At 67.6% G+C, this 23,878-nt stretch carries 21 protein-coding genes and 3 pseudogenes; 18 read left to right on the top strand and 6 right to left on the bottom strand.

All coding sequences use genetic code 11. From position 1 onward, the window contains the following. The first annotated feature begins 22 nt into the window (after positions 1-22). From BKA24_RS11915 to BKA24_RS11905, 3 genes are read left to right on the top strand one after another with little or no spacing between them, the layout of a single operon-like run. Positions 23-2,923, top strand: coding sequence for a YhgE/Pip family protein (locus BKA24_RS11915; RefSeq protein ID WP_221417319.1), 2,901 nt, complete (start codon positions 23-25; stop codon positions 2,921-2,923). Further along, positions 2,920-5,106, top strand: a complete 2,187-nt coding sequence (locus BKA24_RS11910) for a YhgE/Pip family protein (protein WP_184218413.1) — start codon at positions 2,920-2,922, stop codon at positions 5,104-5,106. The genes BKA24_RS11915 and BKA24_RS11910 overlap by 4 nt, the downstream gene beginning before the upstream one ends. Positions 5,107-5,125: 19 nt before the next feature. Continuing rightward, positions 5,126-5,773 carry a TetR/AcrR family transcriptional regulator gene (locus BKA24_RS11905; protein ID WP_184220746.1) on the top strand — a complete coding sequence of 216 codons (648 nt, stop codon included), beginning with the start codon at positions 5,126-5,128 and terminating at the stop codon, positions 5,771-5,773. A 242-nt stretch (positions 5,774-6,015) separates the two neighbouring features. On the opposite strand, the gene BKA24_RS11900 is transcribed toward BKA24_RS11905, so the two are convergent. The 3 genes and pseudogenes from BKA24_RS11900 to BKA24_RS15945 form a co-directional block, all read right to left on the bottom strand. Beyond that, a complete protein-coding gene (locus tag BKA24_RS11900; protein WP_246367089.1) occupies positions 6,016-6,765 on the bottom strand; it encodes a CPBP family intramembrane glutamic endopeptidase in 750 nt (249 codons plus the stop codon). A 479-nt stretch (positions 6,766-7,244) separates the two neighbouring features. Then, entirely contained in the window at positions 7,245-7,730 is a 486-nt protein-coding gene (locus BKA24_RS15950; protein ID WP_343066149.1) for a LysR substrate-binding domain-containing protein, read from the bottom strand. 276 nt (positions 7,731-8,006) lie between these two features. After that, positions 8,007-8,138: pseudogene (locus BKA24_RS15945) on the bottom strand (helix-turn-helix domain-containing protein); the annotation flags it as partial. Positions 8,139-8,427: 289 nt separating this feature from the next. Here BKA24_RS15945 and BKA24_RS11890 point away from each other — a divergent pair. The 5 genes and pseudogenes from BKA24_RS11890 (at position 8,428) to BKA24_RS11870 (ending at position 11,286) form a co-directional block, all read left to right on the top strand. After that, positions 8,428-9,386, top strand: a pseudogene (locus BKA24_RS11890) (IS481 family transposase). Positions 9,387-9,424: 38 nt separating this feature from the next. Beyond that, on the top strand, positions 9,425-9,940 hold the full coding sequence (locus BKA24_RS11885) for an MFS transporter (RefSeq protein WP_184218405.1): 516 nt from the start codon (positions 9,425-9,427) through the stop codon (positions 9,938-9,940). A 91-nt stretch (positions 9,941-10,031) separates the two neighbouring features. Beyond that, positions 10,032-10,748: an SDR family oxidoreductase gene (locus BKA24_RS11880; protein ID WP_184218401.1), complete on the top strand. Its 717-nt coding sequence runs from the start codon at positions 10,032-10,034 to the stop codon at positions 10,746-10,748. A 20-nt stretch (positions 10,749-10,768) separates the two neighbouring features. Beyond that, positions 10,769-11,043, top strand: a pseudogene (locus BKA24_RS15640) (transposase); the annotation flags it as partial. Then, positions 11,020-11,286, top strand: a complete 267-nt coding sequence (locus BKA24_RS11870) for a hypothetical protein (RefSeq protein WP_184220930.1) — start codon at positions 11,020-11,022, stop codon at positions 11,284-11,286. The pseudogene BKA24_RS15640 and the gene BKA24_RS11870, both read left to right, overlap by 24 nt. 46 nt (positions 11,287-11,332) lie before the next feature. Here the strand turns inward: BKA24_RS11870 and BKA24_RS11865 are convergent, their stop codons facing one another. Then, positions 11,333-11,878 (bottom strand): hypothetical protein, encoded by a 546-nt coding sequence (locus BKA24_RS11865; RefSeq protein ID WP_184218396.1) that lies wholly within the window; start codon positions 11,876-11,878, stop codon positions 11,333-11,335. A 53-nt stretch (positions 11,879-11,931) separates the two neighbouring features. Here BKA24_RS11865 and BKA24_RS11860 point away from each other — a divergent pair, with 53 nt between their 5' ends. Then, a complete protein-coding gene (locus tag BKA24_RS11860; RefSeq protein WP_343066112.1) occupies positions 11,932-13,191 on the top strand; it encodes an MFS transporter in 1,260 nt (419 codons plus the stop codon). Positions 13,192-13,230: 39 nt separating this feature from the next. Here the strand turns inward: BKA24_RS11860 and BKA24_RS11855 are convergent, their stop codons facing one another. Continuing rightward, positions 13,231-14,253: an NADPH:quinone reductase gene (locus BKA24_RS11855; RefSeq protein WP_184218393.1), complete on the bottom strand. Its 1,023-nt coding sequence runs from the start codon at positions 14,251-14,253 to the stop codon at positions 13,231-13,233. 128 nt (positions 14,254-14,381) lie between these two features. Here BKA24_RS11855 and BKA24_RS11850 point away from each other — a divergent pair, with 128 nt between their 5' ends. The 7 genes from BKA24_RS11850 to BKA24_RS11820 all read left to right on the top strand — a co-directional run bounded on the left by BKA24_RS11850 (position 14,382) and on the right by BKA24_RS11820 (position 22,133). Beyond that, the gene (locus tag BKA24_RS11850; protein ID WP_184218390.1) at positions 14,382-14,786 is read left to right on the top strand and encodes an HIRAN domain-containing protein; all 405 of its coding nucleotides are present in this window, start codon (positions 14,382-14,384) and stop codon (positions 14,784-14,786) included. A 36-nt stretch (positions 14,787-14,822) separates the two neighbouring features. Continuing rightward, positions 14,823-16,493, top strand: coding sequence for a cation:proton antiporter domain-containing protein (locus BKA24_RS11845; RefSeq protein WP_184218387.1), 1,671 nt, complete (start codon positions 14,823-14,825; stop codon positions 16,491-16,493). A gap of 23 nt (positions 16,494-16,516) precedes the next feature. Then, complete coding sequence (locus BKA24_RS11840) at positions 16,517-17,506, top strand: aldo/keto reductase (protein WP_184218384.1); 990 nt, start codon at positions 16,517-16,519, stop codon at positions 17,504-17,506. Positions 17,507-17,584: 78 nt separating this feature from the next. After that, a complete protein-coding gene (locus BKA24_RS11835; protein WP_184218380.1) occupies positions 17,585-17,881 on the top strand; it encodes a DUF1905 domain-containing protein in 297 nt (98 codons plus the stop codon). Between the two features lie 6 nt (positions 17,882-17,887). Continuing rightward, on the top strand, positions 17,888-18,418 hold the full coding sequence (locus tag BKA24_RS11830) for a prepilin peptidase (RefSeq protein ID WP_343066111.1): 531 nt from the start codon (positions 17,888-17,890) through the stop codon (positions 18,416-18,418). 107 nt (positions 18,419-18,525) lie between these two features. Then, entirely contained in the window at positions 18,526-19,557 is a 1,032-nt protein-coding gene (locus BKA24_RS11825; protein ID WP_184218377.1) for a YihY/virulence factor BrkB family protein, read from the top strand. An 80-nt stretch (positions 19,558-19,637) separates the two neighbouring features. Next, positions 19,638-22,133: a glycogen/starch/alpha-glucan phosphorylase gene (locus tag BKA24_RS11820; protein ID WP_343066110.1), complete on the top strand. Its 2,496-nt coding sequence runs from the start codon at positions 19,638-19,640 to the stop codon at positions 22,131-22,133. A gap of 1 nt (position 22,134) precedes the next feature. Here the strand turns inward: BKA24_RS11820 and BKA24_RS11815 are convergent, their stop codons facing one another. Then, positions 22,135-22,866 carry a glutamine amidotransferase gene (locus BKA24_RS11815; RefSeq protein ID WP_184218372.1) on the bottom strand — a complete coding sequence of 244 codons (732 nt, stop codon included), beginning with the start codon at positions 22,864-22,866 and terminating at the stop codon, positions 22,135-22,137. Between the two features lie 100 nt (positions 22,867-22,966). Here BKA24_RS11815 and BKA24_RS11810 point away from each other — a divergent pair, with 100 nt between their 5' ends. Both BKA24_RS11810 and BKA24_RS11805 read left to right on the top strand, forming a co-directional pair. Beyond that, positions 22,967-23,212, top strand: coding sequence for a response regulator (locus tag BKA24_RS11810; RefSeq protein ID WP_184218369.1), 246 nt, complete (start codon positions 22,967-22,969; stop codon positions 23,210-23,212). Then, entirely contained in the window at positions 23,202-23,834 is a 633-nt protein-coding gene (locus BKA24_RS11805; protein ID WP_184218365.1) for a CYTH domain-containing protein, read from the top strand. The genes BKA24_RS11810 and BKA24_RS11805 overlap by 11 nt, the downstream gene beginning before the upstream one ends. The last annotated feature ends 44 nt before the right edge of the window (positions 23,835-23,878 follow it).

Here is a 23,878-nt window from a genome sequence, read left to right as displayed (position 1 = left end):
TGCGTATGCTTGCGAGGTGCGGATGAGCTGGCGGATTTTCAGGAGGGACGTCACCCGACTGATCCGTGTCCGGAAGACATGGATCATCGTGATCGGCGTGCTGATCACTCCGGCGTTGTACGCGTGGTTCAACATCAACGCGTTCTGGGACCCGTACGCGAACACCGAGAACATCGACGTCGCGGTGGCCAATCTCGATGAGGGTGCATCCTCGGACCTCACCGGCTCGCTGAACGTGGGTGATCAGGTCAGCAAGCAGCTTGAGGAGAATGATCAGCTCGGCTGGGTCTTCATGGGCGAGCAGGAGGCCATGGAGGAGGTCAAGCGCGGCGACGTGTACGCGGCCATCGTCATCCCTGCAGACTTCAGTGAGGATCTCCTCAGCATCACCAGCGGAGAGTTCACCCAGCCGGCGCTGCAGTACTACGTCAACGAGAAGGCCAGCGCGATCGCGCCGAAGATCACTGACGTCGGCGCGTCCCAGCTCGATCGGCAGATCACGGCTGCCTTCACCGAGCAAGTCGCCGAGGCCGCGACAGACGCGGTGCGGGACGCGGGGGACGGCGTGGAGTCGCGGTTGCTGACGGCGAAAGACAACGCGCTGAACGCCTTCGACAGCACTTCGCAGTCGCTGGCATCGGCGCGGGACAGCATCACCGACCTCCAGAATCGAATCGCCGGTTCCCGAGTGACGCTGTCCGATGCCCGCGACACGCTCACGGATGTCGATTCGACGCTGGCGGACGTTCAGAAGGCCGCTGGGGAAGCACGGTCGATCATCGCCGAAGCACAGGACCAGGTGATCGAGTTCGCCGATGCCGCGACGGCCGCGTACCTCACAGGCACGTCGCTGTTCGCGGAGGCCTCTGCCTCCGCGAACTCCTCGGTCAGTCAGGTGACGGAAGCTCTGACTTCTGCACGGCTACGGGTGGACACGGCGATCGGCGACGTCGAGACCGTCCTCGAGGCGAACGAGGCCGCGATCGCACAGGTGCAGGCTTTGCTCGATGACGCCGATCTCGATCCTGAGACGGCGCAGCGTCTGTCCGGGGTGATCGAGGCACTGCAGGAGCGGAACGCTGCAGATCAGCAACTCGTCGCGGATCTGTCGCAGTTGAGCACCGGCACTTCAGACGCCGTCGAGGGGCTGCAGGCGGCTTCGGATGCCCTCGACGAGGCGGCCCAGGGTACGCAGACTGCGGCATCTGATCTGCGGACGGTGCTGACCGAGAACCTTCCGGCGCTGAACAGTGCGATGGCGCGGCTGTCCTCGAGTGCGGGAGAATTTTCGGCCGCGGTTGCCTCGCAGAGACAGGTCCTCACCCAGGTCGGGGATGTACTGCGCAGCGCGGATTCGCAGCTGGCATCCACCTCGACGGCGCTCGACAGCTTCGACGCCGACATCACGAGCATCGAGTCGAATCTGCAGACGGCTCGTACCGATATCGAAGCGGTCGCCGCCGCGGCGGAGTGGGATGCCCTCGGCACGATCACCGGACTGAACCCGGACGACATCGCCCGTTTCACCGCCTCGCCGGTCGCTGTCGACGAGCAGATGATGTTTCCGGTGTCCTCCTACGGGTCTGCGATGGCGGCGCTGTTCACGAACCTGTCCCTCTGGATCGGCGCGTTCGTGCTGATGGTGATCTTCAAGATCGAGGTCGATACGGAAGGCGTCGAGGGAGTCACGGTCCGAGAGGCCTACCTGGGACGTTTCGGCCTGTTCGCGCTGCTCGCCGTCGGGCAGGCGCTGGTGGTCTCGATCGGCAACCTCATCATCGGCGTGCAGACCGTGAGCGCCGTCGCCTTCGTGGGGACCGCTGTGCTGATCGCCTTGGCGTACGTGAGCATCATCTACGCGCTCTGTGTCGGGTTCGGGCACGTCGGGAGAGGTCTGTGCATCCTGCTCGTAGTCATGCAGATCCCGGGCGCGTCGGGGTTGTACCCGATCGAGCTGATGCCCGACTTCTTCCGCGCGATCTATCCGCTGCTGCCGTTCTCTTACGGCATCGACGCAATGCGGGAGACGATCGCGGGGTTCTACGGCGGCCACTACTGGCGGTTCCTCGGGACACTCGCCGTCTTCGTCGCCCTCGCATTCTTCTTCGGACTGGTCCTGCGGCGCAGGCTCGCTAGCTTCCACATTCTGTTCAACCGCGAGGTGGCCGCGACCGACCTGCTGATCGGTGAGAACGTCCAGGTCGCCGGTTCGGGCTACCGGCTGAGAGAGATCATCCGCGCGCTCTCGGATCGCCGTGCATACCGGGTCGAGCTCACCCGCCGAGCGCAGCCGTTCACTCACCGTTACCCGGTGCTGCTGCGGGCGACGCTGATCGTCGGACTGGCGGGACTTGCACTGGTCTCCGCGGTAGCTCTGACATTCGCGGACGCCAAGGCGCTGCTGCTGGGTATCGGAACCCTCTGGTGCCTTCTGATCATCGGATTCCTTGTCGCCATCGAGTACATCAGATGGAGCTTCGCGCAAGCCGGAGAGATCGCCGGGCTTGATGACGCCGACCTGCATCAGGCGGTCCTCGCCGGGGGCGCGGATGCGCACGCCGCCGTCGCCTCCACGGAGTCGCGCACGGCACGCCAGTCCGTTCCCGGCGCACAGCATTTGCTCGCGGAGGACCTCAGCTCCGGTGATTCTCTCGACGAGAGTCACTCCGCTGACGTCGCTGCCACTGGTGATGCGGATGAGCACATCAGTGACGACGCGGATGATGTCGTGGCGAAGTGGTTCCAGGATGCGCCCGAAGCCGACGCGTCGCTCGAGGCTGACGACTCCGCCCAGCGGGACGTCGACGCGCCCGAGACGACGAAGAAGGCGGCGAGCCGGGTTGAGCCCGCCGAAGCGGAGGAGAGCGAAGGCGTAGCTCAGCAGGAGGACGACCGCGCTGCGGGGAAGGGGGAGCAGTCGTGAGGGTCATCCTGCGGCTGGTCGCGCGAGACGTGCGTCACGCGACACGGAATGTGATGGCGTGCATCGTCATCTTCGGCCTCGTCGTCATCCCGTCACTGTTCACCTGGTTCAACGTGATCGCCAGCTGGGATCCTTTCGCGAACACCAGCAACTTGAAGGTCGCCGTCGCCAGCACCGACACCGGCTACGAAAGCGATCTGGTTCCGCTCCGGATCGACGTCGGCGAACAGGTCTTGTCCGCGCTGCGCGCCAACGATGACCTCGACTGGGTCGTCACGACGGAAGACGACGCAATCGACGGCACCAAGTCGGGTGCCTACTACGCCGCGATCGTGCTTCCGCCGTCCTTCAGTAGCGACATGATGACCTTCTACGTCGACGGTGCGGAGCACACCGACATCGCGCTCTATACCAACGAGAAGAAGAACGCCCTCGCTCCGAAGATCACCGCCCAGGGCGCCGACGGTGTGTCTGCGCAGATCTCCGAGACGTTCACCCAAACCCTCAGCGAGATCGCGCTCGGGCTGCTCTCCTCCCTCTCCGACTACCTCACCGACGACGACACCCAGGCTGCGCTCGCCCGGCTCCAGGCGCGTGTGTCCGGTCTGTCGACGCAACTGCGTGCCGGTGCGCAGACCGCCGACATGTTCTCCGCCCTCTTCGACTCCAGCATCCCCCTGGTGAACAGCGCCTCCCAACTCGTCGACGCCGCAGGAGGTGCGTTCAACGACGCCGCCGGCGCTGCCGGCAGCGGGCGCGATGCGGTCGACTCCGTCGCCTCCGCTCTGCGTAACGCCACGGGGGGAGTCTCCGACGCACTGTCTGCGACCACCAAGAGCTACAACGCGGTGGGCGATCGCATCGACGACCTCTACGCGGACATCGATCGTCTCAATGGCGACCGCGTGACGGTGCTCACCGACATCGCGGCACGAGTCCAAGATCAGATCGACCGATACAACACCATCCGCGACACCCTCGACACTGAGGTCCGGCCCACGCTCCCCGCAGCCGCGGAAGGCGCCCTCGACACCGTCATCGCCGTTCTCGATGACGCGATCGCCCGACAGCAGGCCGTCCACGATCGACTCGCGGAAGCTGCAACGGACGTTCAGGGGGACAGCGCTTCCGCTCAGGACTCCCACCAGGAGATCCTCGTCGCGATCGCCGAAGCGAAGACTGCTGTACAGAAAGCGCAGAGCGCGTACACCGACGATCTGAAGCCGCAACTGGATCTCCTGTCGTCGACGCTCTCGCGCCTCGACTCGGACGTCTCAGTCGTGCGTAGTGACCTCGCCGGCGTATCCGCCAGCTTGTCCGGTTCAGCGGACTCCGTGCTGACGGCCATCGATCGCGGCAAGACCGTCGCCAGCGGGATATCCACCTCACTGGACGAACTGGCCGACCGATTCGGCGACCTCGATCAGGCGCTCGGAACCGCAGCCGACACCGGTGATCTCAGCGAACTCCGCGACATCATCGGAGGCGACCCCGGCGTTCTCGCCGCCTCACTGGCAGAACCCGTCCGGGTCGACCGCACGGCGGTATTCCCCGTCGCCGGCTTCGGCGCTGCCATGGCGCCCCTGTACACCATCCTCGCGCTCTGGGTCGGAGCGTTGCTGATGACAGTCACCATCCGGGTCGACGTCAACCACAACACGCTTCGTGGCGCCCCAGCACTTACGACGACCCAGAAGTACCTCGGACGATATGGCATCTTCGGACTCGTCGGCCTCGCCCAGAGCACACTCCTCACCCTCGGGCTCATCCTGTTCGTCCGCATTGAGCCTGCACACCCACTGCTCATGGTCCTCGCCGGATGGCTGACTTCCCTCGTCTTCACCCTCATCGTCTACACCGCGGTCGTCACGTTCGGCAATGCCGGAAAGGCGCTGTGCGTGCTCCTCCTCGTCATCCAGATCTCCGGATCCGGCGGCGCGTACCCTCTCCAGCTGCTGCCGGATTGGTTCCAGAACATCAGCCCGTTCTTGCCAGCCACCTATGCGATCCAGGCCATGCGCTCGGCGATTGCCGGCGTCTACGCGGCGGACTTCTGGATCTCGCTTCTCCTCCTCGCCCTCTTCATCGTTCCGGCCTTGCTGCTCGGCCTGGTGCTGCGGCGGCCCCTGATCGCATACAACCGGGGCATGTCGGAGGCGCTTGAATCAACCAAGCTCATGTGAGCGTCCGCGAGAGGTGATCATGTCCACGCAAGAGTCCCCCGCCCGGCCGGACTCGGTTCCTACGCGCGAGCGCAGAAGTGACGCCACAACCAACCACAAAGCACTTCTGCACGCTGCGCAAGCCGTGCTCGCCGAAAATCCACAGGCATCCCTCGACACCATCGCGCAAGCAGCCGGCCTGTCGCGACGGGCTCTCTACGGCCACTTCCCCGACCGGGAGACCCTGCTGAAAGAGGTCATCGCGCTCGGCGCTGAGCGGTTCAATGCGATCGCCGACGTCATCGAAGACACCGACCCGCGCGTCGCTCTGGCCCGCCTCGCCGTGCGCCTTTGGCGCGAAGCTTCAGCAGTGCGCGCCGCCGCCAATATCGCCCTCAGTGAAGCCCATGTCGCAGAGACAGTCCGTTCGCTCGCGCCCCTTCGACGACGTGTCCGCGAGCTCTCAAATACAGGCATTGCAGCGGGGGTCTTCCGAAGAGACGTCTCGCCCGAAGTCCTCGCCATCCTCATCGAAGAGACAGCCCGAGCCACTCTGCGCCAGACTCGCCTGGACGCGGAGAGTGGTCCGTCAGCCATCGCGCGAGTCGTGCTCAGCATCGTAGGCCTGTCGTGGACCGAGCAGGCTGAGCTCATCGAGTCGAACCCCGACATCGTGGACCAAGCATGATCGGAACCGACCGACGTGATCGTTGTGAAGGCGAGCCGGACAGCCGACGGCTTCGAGAAGTTTCAAGCGCGCGATGACTCTGCCATAGTCATCGGGTCGGTCCGCTCCATCGAGGAGATGTCGCATCATCCGCCGCGCGTCGCCCCACGCTGGCTGAGAGGAGAGGATCGTACGGTGGGTCATCCGCACTGCGGCGGGCATGGCTGAATCATGAGTGCGCGAACGACGCTCGCGTTGAACGCTCAAGACGCTTCAGCTGCTCGCGGTTGGTTCCGCCTGCGCCACAGGAGCCAGGCGCAGAGCACGCCCTGGATCATGGCAATGGCGCTGATCGTTGAGGCGATGCTCCCGGCGGCGTGGTCAGCGGCGGTCAGCAGGTCGAAGCCGGCATGCCAGAGCAGCACCGGGATGATGCTCCAGTGTGCGCCGACGGTCATCCAGGCGAGCAGGTACGAGCCGCAGACCAGCGCTAGCATCCATCCGATGATTCCGGCGCCCATCGCCATGTAGGTCGGGTTGAAGAAGAACGCGGGGGCATGCCAGGCGATCCATACCCCGGCCACAATGAGCGCAGACCAGAACACCGGCATCCGCTGGGAGAGGGCGGGCAGAAGCCAGCCTCGCCATCCCGCCTCCTCCCCGAGACCGAAGGTGAGCACCCAGACGAACGCGACCGCCGGCCATGCCAGGCCGGGGAGTTTGTCGGTGAGGCCGAACGCGGCGGAGTCCGGCCACGAACCCGTCACGATGAGCGTGGTCACCCAGGCGATGGCGAAGTACGCCACCGGCATGCCGATGCCGGCGAGCCACCACTTCCATGAGAGGTGTACCGAGAAGGTGCGCCTCACCCATGCCGCCAACCCTCGCGGCCCGCTCTCCCAGAGCGTCGCGGCGATCGCACCGCACGCAGGCCCGGCGGAGGCGAGGAAGAACGTCCACGGCATTGCGTCGAGTCCGGTCGTTTGTGCTTCGACGAGGATCGGCAACCACATCGCCCAAGTCGCGCCGAATGCGACGACCAGGAACACCGCGAGCCCGCCGGGTGGTCGAACTGTCGACGGAGTCCCATTGGTCAAGTGGGATTGTTCGTGCATGTGCGGACTCCAGCTCCATCCTTGGTCGGGGAGGCCGTAGCAAGCGGTCCACCTGTTCGCGCGAGCCGACCGCTACCGTTCCGGTGATCCCCTTCGGGAGGAACCGAAGCCGCCAGTGTCGATGCGCGCCCGCGGATGACGTCGTGTCAGTGGGTCGACTCGTGTAAGCGAAGAGCATCTCCGCCCTGCAAGACTCCGGGCCTCACGAGGTGATCCAAGCATCTTTCTCGACCAGCGAGTCAAGAACGCGGGGACGGACAGCAGGATGAATCCGGCGCAGCCGACGGTAAGAACAGCCCCGCGAGAGACGCGTCAGCGTAACGACGGGTGACGTGATTGCATGCCATTCGGTTGCATGGAAGCGTGATTCTCGGGGGTCACCGCCCGTTGACGGCCGATGCCAGGACGCGCGTCGGAAGGTCGGCGATACTCGTCGCCGTTCGCACGACTGCAGCGAGATCGCGGGAGTGACTGTGCGCGGGCCAGGCAATCACGGTCGTCACTTCGGGCGCGTCGACCACGGGGATGGCGACGTGCTCTGGCCATTGCCAGGCACGGCTTGAGGCGGGGATGACGAGGAGAGCTTTGCCGAGGGCGATGAGTTGCGCGATCTGCGATTGTGTGTGCACTTCGGGGCCCGGGCCGTCCGGGTATGTGCCGTCTAGGCGTGGCCACCGGGCCAGGGGAAGGTCGGGCACATCACTGATATCAGCCATCGTGACGTGGGCTCGCCTGGCGAGAGGGTGTTTGGCGGGGACGATGGCGACCTGGCCCTCAATGAAGAGTTCCTCCGCGTCGAATCCTGCAAGGTCGTCGACGGGCCGATGCATGAGCGCGACGTCCGCGCGTCCGTCGCGGAGCATGCTCGCTTGTTCACCGACCTCGCAGAGGACGACATCGACGGCGGGGACCGTAGGATCGTCCGCGATCACCTCAAGGAGGTGCTGCAAAAGGTCGTGGGAGGCTCCGGCTTTCGTTGCGAGTGCGATCGAGTGTCGAGAGTCACCCGCCCGCCTTGTGCGTCGAGCCGCAGCAGTAACCGCGTTCAGCGCGAGTTTAGCCTCGCGGAGCAGAACGGCGCCGGCGTCGGTGAGGGTCACGCTGCGACGGTCCCGGTCGAAGAGCCGGACCCCGAGGCGCTCCTCGAGTTGCCTGATCGCTCGGGAGAGCGGCGGTTGCGCCATCCCCAGCAAATCGGCGGCGCGACCGAAATGCAGTTCCTGCGCGACAGCGACGAAATAACGCAACTCGCGGGTCTCTAGATCGCTCATGCCCCCAACCCTTCCCTGATACCTGCACGGTATCAGGGAAGGGTTGATTGGTCGGGGTACCTGGTTGGGGCAGGAGTGGGGATGGCGCGGAGTGTTTGTCCTGAGCGCCGGAGCGGCCGTGCTCGCATTCATCATTCAGGCGGCGACGCTTCCGCGCGTCCCCGCCGCTCACGGCGGTGGTTTCCGAGCCCTAGGTGTTCTTCCCCGAGACGTTGTGATCGGCTGAGGTAGGCGAAGACCTCCGGGACGATGTGGGTTACCACACTCGCATAGTCACACAGAGGTCTTCGTGACTCACGCTGATGCTCCTCTGACGCCGGAAGGGCGTCGTCGTCTGGCTTCGTCGATTGTCGATGACGGTTGGTCGGTTCGGGTCGCGGCGCAGCGGTTCCAGTGTTCGCCGGCGACGGCGTCACGGTGCTCGCGACGTTATCGGGCCGGGTTGCCGTTGACGGATCGCAGCTCGCGGCCGGCGAGTTCACCGAATCGGTTGCCGGTTCGGACGGAGCGGCGCATCGCTTTGCATCTCGGGATTCCGCGCTCGACGGTCGGGCGAGTGCTGACCCGATATCGGATGCCGTTGCTGCACCACCTGGATCAGGCCACCGGCCTACCGATCCGCCGACCGAGACCGGTCCGCTACGAGATGGGTGCCCCGGGTCAGCTGGTCCACGTTGACATCAAGAAGCTCAGCGTCATCCCGAATGACGGCGGCTGGCGAATGCACGGTCGTGGCTCCACACAAGACCGCCGAGCCGGTGCCGTTCGAGACCGCGCTACTCGTCGGGGCGCGTCCCCCTCACGCGGCTACGTGTTCCTGCATCACGCGGTCGACGACCACAGTCGCTTGGCTTACTCCGAACGACTCGGCGACGAACGCGGCGAGACCACGCCGGCTTCTGGGCCCGAGCTCGAGCGTTCTTCGCCGACCACGACGTCACCGTCGCTGCGGCGATGACCGACAACGGCGCCTGCTACCGCTCCCCGGCCTTCGCCGCGGCGCTCGGCGAGGGCGTCAAACACCGACGCACTCGCCCGTTCCGACCGCAGACCAACGGCAAGGTCGAACGCTTCAACCGCACCCTCGCCACGGAATGGGCTTACGCCCGCCCCTACGCCTCCGAAGCCGACCGCGAGGCCGCCTACACGGCCTGGCTGCATCACTACAATCACCATCGACCCCACACCGGCATCAGCGGCCAAATCCCCTCAGAGCGCGTTCACAACCTCACAGGGAAGAACACCTAGGCGCCACACTCGCCTCAGCCCTCCTCCTGGCCGGGCTGGTGGTGATCCTGCTCATCCAGGGCGGACAGTTCATCGGGTACACCTACGTCCTGCCCGCCACCGAAAGCCTCTCACCGATGGATGCGGGTGGACTGGCGCTCCTTTTGCTTGTCTATGGCGCTCGGAGCAACCGTTGCAGGGCCGGTCGTCGACCGCGCACTCCGCCTCGCGTCGATCCTCTTCCCCGCGATTCTCGCCGCTGGAATGGTCGGCGTGGTACTCACCGGCGGCACTTCGCAGGCCTGTTCGTTGCGGTTGCTCTGTCGGGATTCGGATACGGCGGTGCGACACCGGCCGCGCAGACCTGGGCAGCGAAAGCAGCCCCGGATCACCTCGAACAGGTCGGCGGCCTGGCCGTCGTGACCTTCCAGAGCGGCATCGCCCTTGGCGCCATCGTCGGAGGCCTCCTCGTCGACGGCATCGCACCCACAGCACCACTCGTCGTCGGCGCGATAGTCGCTGTCATCGGCGGCATCCTGCTCACGAGTTTGCGTCTGCGGCCCGCCACGTCGTAGCGCGACCCGTCCTCTGTTCAGGACGGCCGGGTATCACCTGATACTCGGCCGATCTTGGACGGCCCTAGCATCGCGGCGCACGATTGAGTGGATGAATACGAACAAGACGGCGCTTGTCACGGGCGCGAATAAGGGGATCGGCTTCGCGATCGCAGAGCAACTCGGAAACCACGGCTTCACGGTCGCCATCGGCGCGCGTGACGATGGTCGGCGCGCCGTCGCAGTAGAAAATTTACGGGGCAAGGGCATTGACGCGTTCGGCGTCCCCCTCGATGTCACCTCAGACGCCAGTGTCGCAAACGCAGCCTCTCTGATCGCGGGCACAACGGGAAGACTCGACGTCCTCGTCAACAACGCAGGTATCGGAGGCAACAGCGCTGGTGGTGCACAAGATCCCACAACGCTTGACCTGAGCGTGGTCCACACCGTCCTAGACACCAACGTTTTCGGCGCGGTGCGAGTCACAAATGCCCTGCTTCCGCTCCTATCTGCGGCACCGTCTCCGCGCATCGTGAATGTCTCCAGCAACATGGGCTCGCTGGAGCTTCACACTGGACCGATCATGGCAGCGTACGCTCCGTCGAAGGCGATGCTCAACGCCATCACCGTTCAGTACGCGCGCCGCTTCGCCGACTCGAACATCATCATTAACGTGTGCTGCCCCGGATACGTCTCCACCGACTTCACCGGTCACAACTCCGCCCGCACGCCCACGCAGGGTGCCGCAATCGCCGTCCACCTCGCGACTCTCCCGGACGACGGTCCCCGTGGCGGATTCTTCGACGACAGCGGCCCCATTCCCTGGTGATTCGCCCTCACACGAAAGGAGTGTCCGTGTCCGGCAACGCCCGGGAGGTCAGGACCTCATCCAAGCAGTGGGAGTCGATCGAGCCGTAGCCGCCATCGAGATCGGGGCGGCGTGGTCACCCGTTCAGTGACAACTGGCTGGTGAACGAGGGAATCGCGTTTCGGTTCCGGACCGGGATCCCGTGGCGTGAGCTGCCGCGGGAGCAGTTCGGCCCCGCGCAGACGGTGTGGAAGCGGCGTCGCCGGTACGCCAGCGACGCACCTGGGATCGCGTGCTGGCGCAGATCCTCGCGCAGCGTGCGCAGCGGCGAGATCGATGCCGCTGGCGCGGGGTCGGGGACTACCAGATCCTCATCGGATATCGCGGCGTGATCGACGAGATGTCTGTTCGACGCGGAGTTGAGGTCACCTATCGGGTCGGGTTCATGATCTACCATGACACGTTGCCGGCAGCCATCATCATGTGCCCAGCCGATCAGCAACAAGCCTGCCTCGACGAGATGGATCGGCTCGTGGAGGAGCTGGGCGACGCCGAGTAGGCGAAGCCGTGGTGACCCGCCATCGCCGCAGCCTCGATTCGTGTAGTCACGTCCCGGTCGGCCACTCCCACGTCGGGTCCGCGGCGTTGACCTGACGTCTGACCGTTCGCGCGTGCGAGATCTCGCGTTTCGCCATCGAGAGACCGGCCGCTCGCGGCCAGATCCACTCGTCGGGTACGAGGTGCAGCGCGAGAGTCGCGGTGTCCCCAGCGGTCACGTGGACGAGGATGACGGCGAGTGAGCCGACCCGCCAGGCGCATGCGCGACGCTCCCACTCGCCGCCCGCTGCGGCGATCCGCGCGCCGTAGCCTTCGCGCGCGGACAGGAGGGTCTCGGCGTGGATGTCGCCGCCACCCAGAAGCCAGACACCCTCCCGCTCGGTCTCCTCGCGTATGCGGCCGAGGTCTCGCCGTGCGTCGATCCCGACCGCTCGGGCGATCGGCACGATCCGCACCAGCCCTCGCTCCAGGACGACATCGCCCGAGACGGGTGGGGCGGCGGGTGCCTCGCGGTATTGAGGGTCCGGGCGCAACCACCCCCGTTTCAGTGCGTGGAGCGCCTCGCTGCTATCGACGAGCTGCTCGAGTGTCACAGGCGCAGGCTACTGCCTCCGTCGACGTCCGTCGCCCACCGTAAGCTCTTCCGGTGGGAATCGGAGAGTGGGTCGCGCCCCGGCGCCTGGGACGTGACTTCCGCTGGCTCCTGGCGTCGTCGTGGACGAGCAACATCGGCGATGGGATCGCGCTCGCGGCATCCCCCCTGCTGATCGCCTCGATGACGGATTCGCCGGTGCTCGTGGCATCCGGCGCCGTCATGCAGTTCCTGCCGTGGCTGCTCTTCGGCCTCCATGCGGGAGCGATCGCCGACCGGGTCGACCGGCGCGTGCTGATCATGTGCGCCAACGGCATCCGGGCTCTCGTCCTCGTGGCGCTGTGCGCGTTCCTGATCACGGGCACGGCGAGCATCTGGATCGTGCTCGCGGTGGCCTTCGTCTACGGGTGCGCCGAGGTGTTCGTCGACACCACGAGCAGCACGCTCCTGCCGATGATGGTCAAGAAGAAGGATCTGGGCATCGGCAACGCACGGCTCCAGGCCGGGTTCCTGGTCGCGAACCAGTTCGGTGGACCGCCGCTGGGCGCCTTCCTCTTCGCGCTCGGCTCGTTCTGGCCGTTCGCCGTGCAGGCGAGCTGCGTTGCGCTCGCCGTCGTGCTCATCTCGCGTATCGCCCGCACTCGAGTCCCCGCCCGTGAGAGCGACGGCGGGCGCACCGCCGTCCACACCGACATCGTCGAGGGGATCCGGTGGCTGTGGCGGAACCGTCCGGTGCGCACCCTCGTCATCATCATCCTCACGTTCAACATCACGTGGGCAGCCCCCTGGGGCGTGCTCGTGCTGTACGCGACCGAGCATCTTCAGATGGGGCCGGTCGGATACGGTGCGCTCACGACCGCGTCGGCCATCGGGGGCCTGCTGTCCACCGTCAGCTTCGGCTGGCTCGAGCGCCGGTTCACCTTCACCGCGCTCATGCGCGTCTGCCTGACCGCAGAGGTGCTGATGCACCTCGCCTTCGCGCTCACGACCTCAGGCGCCGTCGCCTTGGTGATCATGGTCGGCTTCGGTGCCTACGCGTTCATCTGGGGCACCATCTCCACGACCGTCCGCCAGCGCCTCGTCCCGCACGAGCTGCAGGGACGCATCGCGTCGGTGAACATGGTCGGGGTCTTCGGCGGCCTCGTGATCGGGCAGGCGCTGGGCGGGGTGATCGCCCAGGTGTGGGGGCTGACCGCTCCGTGGTGGTTCGCCTTCGTCGGGGCGGCCCTCACGCTGGCGCTGGTGTGGCGGCCGATCTCCCATATCGTCGCCGCGCCCTCGATCGATGACGAGGATGCCGCGCCCGCGTCGTGACCACGCGGCATCCTCGTCTCGCGTCTTCCCGCCGGTCGATCAGAGATCGGCGACCCGGATGAGCACCTTCCCGACGGCGGCGTTCTCGACCGCATCGTGCGCCGCAGCGGTCTGATCGAGGTCGAACCAGATGAGGGGGAGGCCGTCCGCGTCGCCGACGGGGAGCGCGCCGTCCTCGAGCGCGTGTGTGATGTCCTCGATCGCGGCGTCGAGCGCCGGTTCGCCCACGGTGTAGAGCAGCACGCCCTGCACGCGCAGGTTCTTCGCGAACGTGGGCCGGATCGGCATCGAGAAGGTTTCGCCGTTGTTGTCGGCGTAGAACGCGATGACGGCGTGGTTGGCCGCGAGTTCGGCGTCGGCGGCGGCATTGGTTGCGAGCGACACTTCGACGAACTGGTCGATTCCCGACGGCGCCAGGGCTTTCACCTGCGCGACGAGATCACCGGCGGTGTAGTCCACGGTGTGATGAGCGCCGGCGGCGCGCGCGAGACCTGCCTTCTCTTCGGAGCTGACCGTGGCGATCACTGTCGCACCGGCCCAGCGGGCGAGCTGGATGGCCGCGTGGCCCACGGCGCCGGCGCCTCCGGCGACGAGGATCGTGCGGCCCTCGAGCGCTCCCGGCGACAGGCGCGTCGGTCCGTCCTCGTGGACGGTCAGCGCGCGGTGCGCCGTGACCGCCGGGACGCCGAGGCTGGCCGCGAGCTCGAAGCTCACGCCTTCGGGCAGTCGGATCGCGCGCGACGCGGGGACGACCGTGTACTCCTGCGCGGTGCCCGTCGGGCGCTGATGCTGCGCGAGGTGGATCCAGACGCGGTCGCCCACGGTGAGCTCGGTGACCCCGTCGCCCACGGCGTCGACGATGCCGGCACCGTCCTGATTCGGCACGACCTCGGCGGAGTCTCCGCGCTGGGTCCCGCCGGCGCGCGCCTTCCAGTCCGTGGGGTTCACCCCCGAGACGGCGACCCGCACCCGCACCTCTCCGGTGCCAGGCGTGGCGATCTCCCGATCGACGAGGGACAGGACCTCTGATCCGCCGGGGGCGGAGTACACGATGGCTCTCATGTCTCGCCCAACCCGTCTGCGTGCTTCGTCATTCCGAAGAAGTGCGAACGTCGCCGGGCAGATTGCCAGGCGGCACCTGCGATGCTGGAGGCTCGCCTCAATCGGGGCGTTGCAGGGAAAGTGGTCACGTGCCCACCTGGCTCGAGGAGATCCTCCACTCCGTCTTCGGCCGATCCAGCGCGCACGACGCCCTGCCCGACCTGCGCCACCTCGTCTCGGCGCGCGTCGAGCTTGAGCGGACTCACTACTTGGTGGACGATCGCGAACGTCGCGCGCAGGGCGACCGGCTCTACGTCCTCCGGCGAGACGTCGGTTCGAAGAGGGACGACCATTCGATCGCCGTCTTCTCCAACGGGCGCGGCGTCGGATACCTGCCTGATCGAGCCTCACGCGAGATCGCACCTCTCCTCGATCAGCTTGGAGGCGCCGCTGTCGTGAACGGCGCAGGCGCCGCTCGCGGGAGCATTCGATTGCGGCTCGACTTGCCGACCCGCTCGGCTCTGCGCGTTTTCGCCACCGCGCGCCAGGCCTGATCTCATCGCGCGGCTCCGCCGTGGCAGTCTGTCCCCGTGATCGAAACCCTCGTCGTCCTCGTCCTGGGGCTGGTCCTCGTCGCAGCGGCGGCGGTCGTCGGCCCGCGCGTGGGTGTCGCTGCGCCCGTCCTCCTCGTGGGCCTGGGTGTGCTGGGGAGCCTGCTGCCGTTCTTCTCCGGCTTCGAACTCGACCCGGAATGGATCCTGATGGGGATCCTGCCGCCGCTGCTCTACTCGGCCGCCGTCTCCATGCCCGCCATGCACTTCCGGCGAGAGTTCGCGGCGATCGGCGGCCTGTCGGTCTTCCTCGTCGTGGCGACCTCGGTGGCTCTCGGTCTCTTCTTCATGCTGGTCATCCCGGACCTCGGGTTCGCGTGGGGTGTGGCTCTCGGCGCCATCGTCAGCCCGACCGACGCGGTCGCCACCTCCATCATCAAACGCACCCCCGTCTCAAAGCGGGTCGTCGCGATCCTCGAAGGCGAGAGCCTGCTCAACGACGCCACAGCCCTCGTCCTCCTCCGCACCGCGATCGTCGCGGCAGCGGCATCCTTCTCGTTCTGGGGTGCCGTGGGGACGTTCGCGTACTCGGTCGTCGTCGCCGTCGCGATCGGTGCCGTCGTCGGCTGGCTGAACCTCGTCGTGCGGGCGCGTGCGAGCGACCCCACGGTGAACACAGTCATCTCCTTCACGGTGCCCTTCCTCGCCGCGATTCCCGCGGAGCTGCTCGAGGCTTCCGGGCTCGTCGCGGCGGTCGTCGCGGGCATCGTGACCGGCATCCGAGCCCCGCGCGTGCTGTCCGCACGCAATCGGCTCTCCGACTCCCAGAACTGGCGCACCGTGGAGCTGGTCCTCGAGGGAGCGGTCTTCCTCCTGATGGGCCTTCAGATCACGTCGATCATCGCCGACGTCGAGGCCGCCCACGCCGGCGTGCGCGCCGCGATCCCCGTGGCGCTCGGCGGGTGGCTCCTCACGGTGCTCGTCCGTGCGGGATACGTCGCTCCGCTCCTGGTGCTGCTGCGTTCTCGGGGCCGACGCGTGCGGGAGCTCCAGCCGCGGTTGGAGACGATCCAGCGGCAGCTCGCCGATCCCGACGGCGAGTCCGGCGTCCGCGACGCGTTCGCGCGGCGCGGTCGTCCGATGTCGGAGAACGACGCCAGCAGATTCACCCGCCGGGTCACCCAGGGACTCGCGGACATCCGCTACTTCCTCGCGGCGCCCCTCGGATGGCGGGAGGGGACGGTGGTCGTCTGGGCCGGGATGCGCGGGGCCATCACCCTCGCAGCCGCGCAGACCCTGCCCGAGGAGACACCGCAGCGATCGGTCCTGATCCTCGTCGCCTTCATCGTGGCGGCAGTGTCCCTCCTCGTCCAAGGATCGACGGTCGGTCCCTTGGTGGGCGCCCTCGCCGCCAAGGACGACCGCGCGGATGCGAGCGAACGTGAGGCGGAGGACCGGCGTCAGGTGCTGGAGCTGATGAGGGAGAGCGCTCAGGCGGTGCCGAAGCCGGAGCGGCCGGCGGATCTTCCCCGCGACCAGATCGTCCGGCAGGAGAAGGCCTATCGCCTCGCGGTGCTCGCCGAACAGCGGGAGGCGCTTCTCGATGCGAGAGACAACGGCACCTACGATGCCGATGTGCTCGCCGACGAGCTGGCAGGGCTCGACGCCACCCAGATCGCGCTCGAGCTGCGGGGCCGTTCCCTCGAGTGATCGGCCGTCGCTAGCCTGGACGCATGCAACAGCGCTCCCTTGGCCGCACCGGCCGCACCGTGTCCGTCATCGGTCTCGGCACCTGGCAGCTCGGGGCTGACTGGGGAGACGTGTCCGAAGACGACGCGCTCGCCGTGCTCGAGGCGTCGGCGGCGGCGGGCGTCACCCTCTTCGACACCGCCGACGTCTACGGCGACGGCCGCAGCGAGTCGATCATCGGACGCTTCCTCGCGGCCCGGCCCGGTCACGGCATCACCGTCGCCACCAAGATGGGACGCCGCGTTCCGCAGGAGCCCGAGAACTACACCGCGGGGGACTTCCGCGCCTGGACCGATCGATCCAGGCGCAACCTCGGTGTCGACACGCTCGACCTCGTGCAGCTGCACTGCCCGCCGTCGGAAGTCATCGAATCGGATGCCACCTACGACGCGCTCGACGACCTGGTCGCGACCGGCGCGATCGCCGCCTACGGGGTCTCGGTGGAGACGACGGCGCAGGCGCTCGCCGCCATCTCACGCCCGAACGTGACGAACGTCCAGATCATCGTGAACCCGTTCCGGCTCAAGCCGCTCGACGAGGTGCTCCCGGCGGCCGCCGCAGCGGAAGTCGCGGTTTTCGCGCGCGTCCCGCTCGCCTCGGGGCTGTTGAGCGGTCGCTACAGCCGCGACACGGAGTTCGCCGCAGACGACCACCGCAGCTACAACCGCAACGGCGAGGCGTTCGATCGTGGTGAAACCTTCTCGGGCGTCGATTTCGAGACGGGCCTGGCCGCGGCATCCGAACTGACGAACGCCGTGCCCGCCGGGGCGACGCTCCCGGCCGCCTCACTCGCCTGGATCGCCTCACTGCCCGGTGTCACCTCCGTCATCCCCGGAGCGCGCAACGTGCGCCAGGCGGTCGCGAACGCCGAGGCGGGCGAGCTCGTGGGCACCCCCGGCCTCTCGGACTTCGACGCGGCCGTGCGCGATGCCTACGACCGACGGCTTCGTGCGGACATCCACCCCCAGTGGTGACACGGGTCCGCTGAGGGTGGGGAGACGCCGCGCCGACGTCGACCGCGATCGCTACGGTGGAGTCGGAGAGGAGCAGGCGTGATCGTCGAGTTCGAGGGTGAGCTGTTCCGCTGGCAGTCGCGGGCGGACGACTGGTACTTCGCGCCGTTGCCGCCCGAGATCAGCGCCGACATCCGCGAGGTGCCCCGACCCGGTCGAGGCTTCGGGTCGGTGCCCGTCCAGGTTTCCGTGGGTGACTCGACGTGGCGGACCTCCATCTTCCCCGACGCGCAGCGCGGGGTGTACGTCCTCCCGATGAAGAAGGCGGTCCGTGAGGCGGAGGGCATCTCCGAGGGAGACCTCGTCCGCGGCCGTCTCGACGTCTTCGACGGGTAGTCCCCGGTGGGGCCTTTCCGCGCGGATCTGCCAATCGCCGCCCTCGTGGTGATCGGCCTGGCATACGCGATTCTCGCTGCCGGCTCCGTGGCGCTCGCGGTGATCGACGCGCGGACGCACCGGCTGCCGAACCGGTGGGTGCTGCCGGGCTACCCCATCCTGATCGTGCTGCTGACGGTCGCCTGCCTGTGCGGTGCACCGTGGTCGTCGCTGCTCCGCGCCGTGGTCGCCGGTGCCGTCCTGTTCGCGTTCTATCTCTTGCTGCGCATGCTCGGCCCCGGTGGGATGGGCGGCGGCGACGTGAAGCTCGCCGGCGTCCTCGGCATCGCGCTGGGGTGGGTCGGCTGGGGAGCGCTCGCCGTGGGCGCGTTTGCGGGGTTCGTCCTCGGCGGCATCTACGGGGTGATGCTGATCGCGCTGCGCCGGGCCTCGGCGAAGACCGCCGTCCCGTTCGGGCCCTGGATGCTCGCAGGAGCGTGGGTCGGCATCCTGTTCGGCGAGGACCTCGGACATCGCCTCCTCGCGCTGCCCGTCTGACACGAACGACGCCGGGCCGCAAGGGGCCTGAGCGGCGACGGACGCCTCGGTAGCGTGGTCGATCGTGGATGCCGCGGCATCCACACCGGGACGCGAGGAGGACGACGATGACGCAGGACACCGCGAAGAAGCCGCTGCTGGCACGGGTCGTGGCATGGGCGCTCTCCCTGCGCCTGGTGCGGGCGTACCTCAGGTACAGCGAGCGGCGCGGGGCGATGCTCGCCGACAGCGTGACCTACCGCACCCTCTTCAGCGTGTTCGCGGGCGTGCTGCTCGGCTTCTCGGTGGCGGCGCTGTGGCTGGCGGGCAATCCGCAGGCCTGGGACGCGCTGATCGACGCGGTCGACAACGTCATCCCCGGTCTCGTCGGTGAGGGGAGCCTCATCGACCCCGATGATCTGACCGAGCCGATCGCCCTGTCCTTCGCCGGCGCCCTGTCCCTCCTTGGTCTCATCGGAGCCGCCATTGGTGCGATCGGGTCGCTCCGCACCGCGATCCGGACGATCGCCGACAAGGTGCACGACGACGTCTTCTTCCTGCTCGTGATGCTCCGCAACCTCCTGCTGGCGATCGCCATCGGTGCGGGCCTCGCCGCGGCGGCCGCCGCGACCATCATCGGCACCGCGGGTGTCGGTCTCATCGCCGACATCGCAGGAGTCCCCGCCGATCATCCTCTGACCCGAGTGGTCAGCACGTCGGTCGCCGTCGTCGTGACCTTCCTCCTCGACACCGCGGCGGTCGCGCTCATGTTCGTGGCGCTCTCCGGCGTGAAGCCGCCCGCCCGCGTGCTGTGGACCGGGGCGCTCCTCGGCGGCGTGGGCCTCACCGTCCTGCAGCAGCTCTCGAGCCTGTTCGTCGGGGGAGCCTCATCGAACCCCCTGCTCGCCTCCTTCGCCTCGCTCATCGCGCTCCTCCTGTGGATCAACCTGTCCGCGCAGGTCATCCTGATCGCCTCGTCGTACATCGTGACCGGCACCCTCGAGCACGCCGACCGGGTGCGAGCCGTCCACGGAGCGCAGACCATGATCGAGCGACGCGTCCAGACCGCGGAAGACCAGGTCCAGGCGGCGACCGACGAACTGCACGCCGCCCGCGAGGCTCTCGCCGAAGAGCGGGAGGGGGCGGCCGAGCGCGCCTGACGCGTCACGACCGTGTGAACTCTTTCTGTGGACGAGGCCGGACGGCATCGCCTGCGGCGATCGGTGTGTACGGTCGAAGCGTGAAGAACCTCAGCACTCCTTCGCGTCCGCAGCCCACCCACCCGCTCGCGGCGGCACCGGTCACCGCACCGGAGGCCACCGTGGACGGCTTCGTCGAGCAGTTCCTCCGGAACCTCAACAACGGCCGAGGCGTGGCACTGTCGGCATCCACCCCGAACGACCGCTACTTCGCCCTGGCGGCCACCGTCCGCGACTATCTGATGGCTCGGTGGCTCGAAGACGTCCGCCGACAGCGGACGGCGCAGTCCAAGGGTGTGGCGTACCTTTCGGCGGAGTACCTGCTGGGCCGTCAGCTCGACAACAACCTCCTCGCCACCGGTCTGACTGAGATCGCGGGGGAGGCGCTGGCCGCCTGCGGGCTGGACATCGACGAGGTCCGCGCGCTCGAGATCGAGCCCGGCCTGGGCAACGGCGGTCTCGGACGGCTGGCGGCCTGCTTCATCGACTCGCTCGCGACGATGGGCGTGCCCAACATCGGGTACGGCATCCGGTATGAATACGGCATCTTCCGCCAGACCTTCGTCGACGGTCAGCAGGTCGAGCAGGCGGATTCGTGGCTCTCCCTCGGCTCGCCCTGGGAGTTCCCTCACCCTGAGGCGGCGCAGACGATCTCCTTCGGAGGACACACCGAGACCTACGACGACGACGGTGTGACGCGGTCGCGCTGGATCCCGGCATGGAACGTCCAGGCGGTGCCGCACAACTACATGGTCCCCGGCTACCACAACGGACGCGTCAACACGCTGAGGCTATGGAGCGCGCAGGCGACGCAGGGCTTCGATCTGCGCACCTTCAACTCCGGCGACTATCAGGAGGCGGTCCGCGCGCAGACCTACGCCGAGAACATCTCCAAGGTGCTGTACCCCGAGGACTCGACTCCGCAGGGCAAAGAGCTGCGTCTGCAGCAGCAGTACTTCTTCGTGGCGGCATCCATCAGCGACTTCGTGAACCTCATCCTGCCCCGCGACTTCGACCTGACCCGCCTCCCGGAGCGCGTGATCTTCCAGCTCAACGACACGCATCCCGTGATCGGCGTGCCAGAACTCATGCGGGTCCTCGTCGACGAGAGGGGCCTCGAGTGGGATGCCGCCTGGGCGATCACCCGCGAGTGCTTCGCCTACACGTGCCACACCCTCCTGCCCGAGGCGCTGGAGGTGTGGCCCTCCGATCTGCTCGGCCGGCTGCTGCCGCGGCACCTCGAGATCATCTACCGCATCAACGACGAGTTCCTCGACGAGGTGCGGGAGCGCTACGGCGACGACGAGGACCGGATCCGGCGGATGTCGATCATCGCGCCCGATGGCGCGGTGCGCATGGCGTTCCTCGCGACGGTCGCCGGTTCGAAGGTCAACGGCGTCGCGGAGCTGCATTCGCAGCTGCTCCGCGAGAAGGTGCTGCCCGACTTCGACGAGTTCTTCCCAGGCAAGTTCACCAACGTCACGAACGGCGTCACCCCGCGACGCTTCGTGAAGCTGGCGAACCCCGGCCTGTCGCGCCTCATCACCGACACCATCGGTCCCGGATGGCTCACCGACCTGGAGCGGCTGCGGGAGCTCGAGCCTTTCGCGGACGACGCGTCGTTCCGACAGGCGTTCGCGTCCGTCAAGGCCGCGAACAAGCGCGCGCTCGCGAAAACCCTCCATGCTCGCGACGGACTTACCGTCGATGACGGCCACATGCTCGACGTGATGGTCAAGCGCCTGCACGAGTACAAGCGTCAGACGCTGAAGCTGCTGCACATCGTCAGCCAGTACGACGCGATCGTCTCGGGACGCGTCTCGCCGGCCGAGGTCACGCCGCGCACGTTCGTCTTCGGCGCGAAGGCCGCGCCGGGGTACGCGATGGCGAAGCGGATCATCCACCTGATCAACGCGGTCGGCGAGGTCGTGAACACCGATCCGCGCGTCGAGGGCCGCCTCGCGGTGCTGTTCCCGCCGAACTACAACGTGACGCTCGCGGAGCGCGTCGTGCCGGCGGCCGACCTCTCCGAGCAGATCTCCCTGGCGGGGAAGGAAGCCTCCGGCACCGGGAACATGAAGTTCGCCCTCAACGGCGCGCTCACGATCGGAACCGACGACGGCGCGAACGTCGAGATCCGTCAGCTCGTGGGCGATGAGAACTTCTTCCTGTTCGGGATGACCGAACCCGAGGTGGCGACACTGGCCGACGGCGGCTATCACCCGATCGACTTCGTCCGCGCCGACGAGAACCTGCAGAGCGCGCTCGACCTGATCTCCTCCGGTGCCTTCTCCGGCGGCGACGGTTCCGTGTTCGAGCCCGTGGTGTCGAACCTCGTGCACCACGACCCGTTCATGGCGTTGGCGGACTTCACGTCGTATGCGGCGGCGCAGCAGAAGGTCGACGCGCTCTACGCGGACACAGAGGCGTGGACACGTTCCGCGATCCTCAACGTGGCCCGGAGCGGGTTCTTCTCGTCGGACCGGTCGATGCGCGACTACATCGACCGCATCTGGCACACGCCTCCGGTGCGGTGACTCAGCGCGCGTAACGGGCGACGAAGTTGCGGAGCACCGCGCCCGTCTGGGTGACGGGTGCGCGATGCACGGCGTCGATCGTCGCCTGGAACTCGTGCGGCTCGAAGTACCCGTGGTGGCGGTAGGCGTCGATGCGGGTCACGATGCCGGCGAGGTCGAGCTCGGGGTGGAACTGGGTGGCGTAGACGTTCCTGCCGACGCGGAACATCTGCACCGGGCACCGCTCGGACGACGCCAGCAGCGTGGCGTCCGCGGGCAGGGCGGAGATCGCCTCCTTGTGGCCGACGAACGCCGAGAAGGCGTTCGGGAGTCCGGCAAGCAGCGGATCCACGCGCCCTGCCTCCGTCAGGCTCACCTCGGTGACGCTGATCGGCTCGCCGTGCCGACGGTCGATCGTGGCTCCGATGTGCGCGCCGAGCGTCCCGATCCCGTAGCAGGCGCCGAGAAACGGCGTGTCGCGAGAGGTCACGTCGGTCAGCAGAGACGCGAACTCCGCCTCGACCCGCCGTTGCACCGGCGACTTCACCGTCGGGTCGTCAGAGGCGTTGTACGGCCCGCCGCCGACGAAGATCCCCGAGATCGCGTCGAGGTCGAGCCGCGGCATCCGATCCCGCTCCAACCGCACGCGGAGGAGGTCTCGCGGGGCGAGTCCCGCGTGCCGGAGGAAGAGCTCGTACTCCTCTTCCGCCGGTCCGTCCTCGGCGCGCGTCGCGAGCAGGACGAAAGGCTTCATGCCTCACACGTTACGCGCGATTAGCACCGCATCCGGCGGCCGTGCAACCGGGTCAGGTCGTCTCGCGGCCCGGATTAGAGTCGGAGAAGGAGGTACGAACATGGCCATTGCACGACTTCACGGCGGTCCGCTCGACGGACAGGTGATCCCTGTCGAGGGCGAGCTCACCGATCGCCTCATCCTGCCCTACAGCGAGACCCAGGTGGTCTACGAGCGCGCGGGAGCCGACGAGAACACGGGCGAGGGGGACGGGCCCACCTCGGCGCAGTTCCACTTCGTCGAGGCGGAGGGCGACATCGACCCGTCCGCCGACGAGCGCGACGATCGCATCACCGGTGACATCTGACGCCGAGCACTCCCTCGAGATCGAGCGGAAGTACGACGTCGACGCCGAGACGCCCCTGCCGGACTGGACGGAGCTTCCCGGCGTCGACGCCGTGGGGGAGCCGGAGCCACGCCAACTCGACGCGCGATACCTCGACAGTGCAGACGGCGCGCTCGGTCGCGCTCGCATCGCGCTCCGGCGCCGGACCGGCGGCCCCGACGAGGGGTGGCACGTCAAGCGCGTGACGCCGGACGGCAAAGCCGAGACGCGCTGGCCGCTGGACGGCGACGGCGCCGGCGACACGATCGTGGTGCCGGACGCCGTGGCCGCAGCGGTCGCGGAGATCGCGGCGCCCCCCTTCACGGTGCTCGCTCGCATCCGCAACAGCCGCACCGCCTACGCGCTGACGTCTGCCGACGGCGCGGTGGTCGCCGAGTTCGTCGACGATCGCGTCGACGCGACGGACGAACGCACCGGCCGGAGCACGACGTGGCGGGAGTGGGAGCTCGAGCTCGGGCCCGCGGCGCCCTCTGACGAGAACGCTCGTGAGGTGCTGTTCGCCTGCGCCGAGGACCTGGTGCGCCGTGCCGGGGGAGTCCCCGCGGCATCCGAATCGAAACTGGGGCGCGCTCTCGGCGTGTGAGCCCGGAAAGCACTGACGCCGCCCCCGGCTTCGGTTGGGGCGGC

The sequence above is a fragment of the Microbacterium marinum genome (assembly GCF_014204835.1).
In the GTDB taxonomy this organism is placed as follows: Bacteria; Actinomycetota; Actinomycetes; order Actinomycetales; family Microbacteriaceae; genus Microbacterium; species Microbacterium marinum.
The sequence above is the reverse complement of the archived record's forward strand: the minus strand, read 5'-3'. Positions and strand labels throughout refer to the sequence as shown.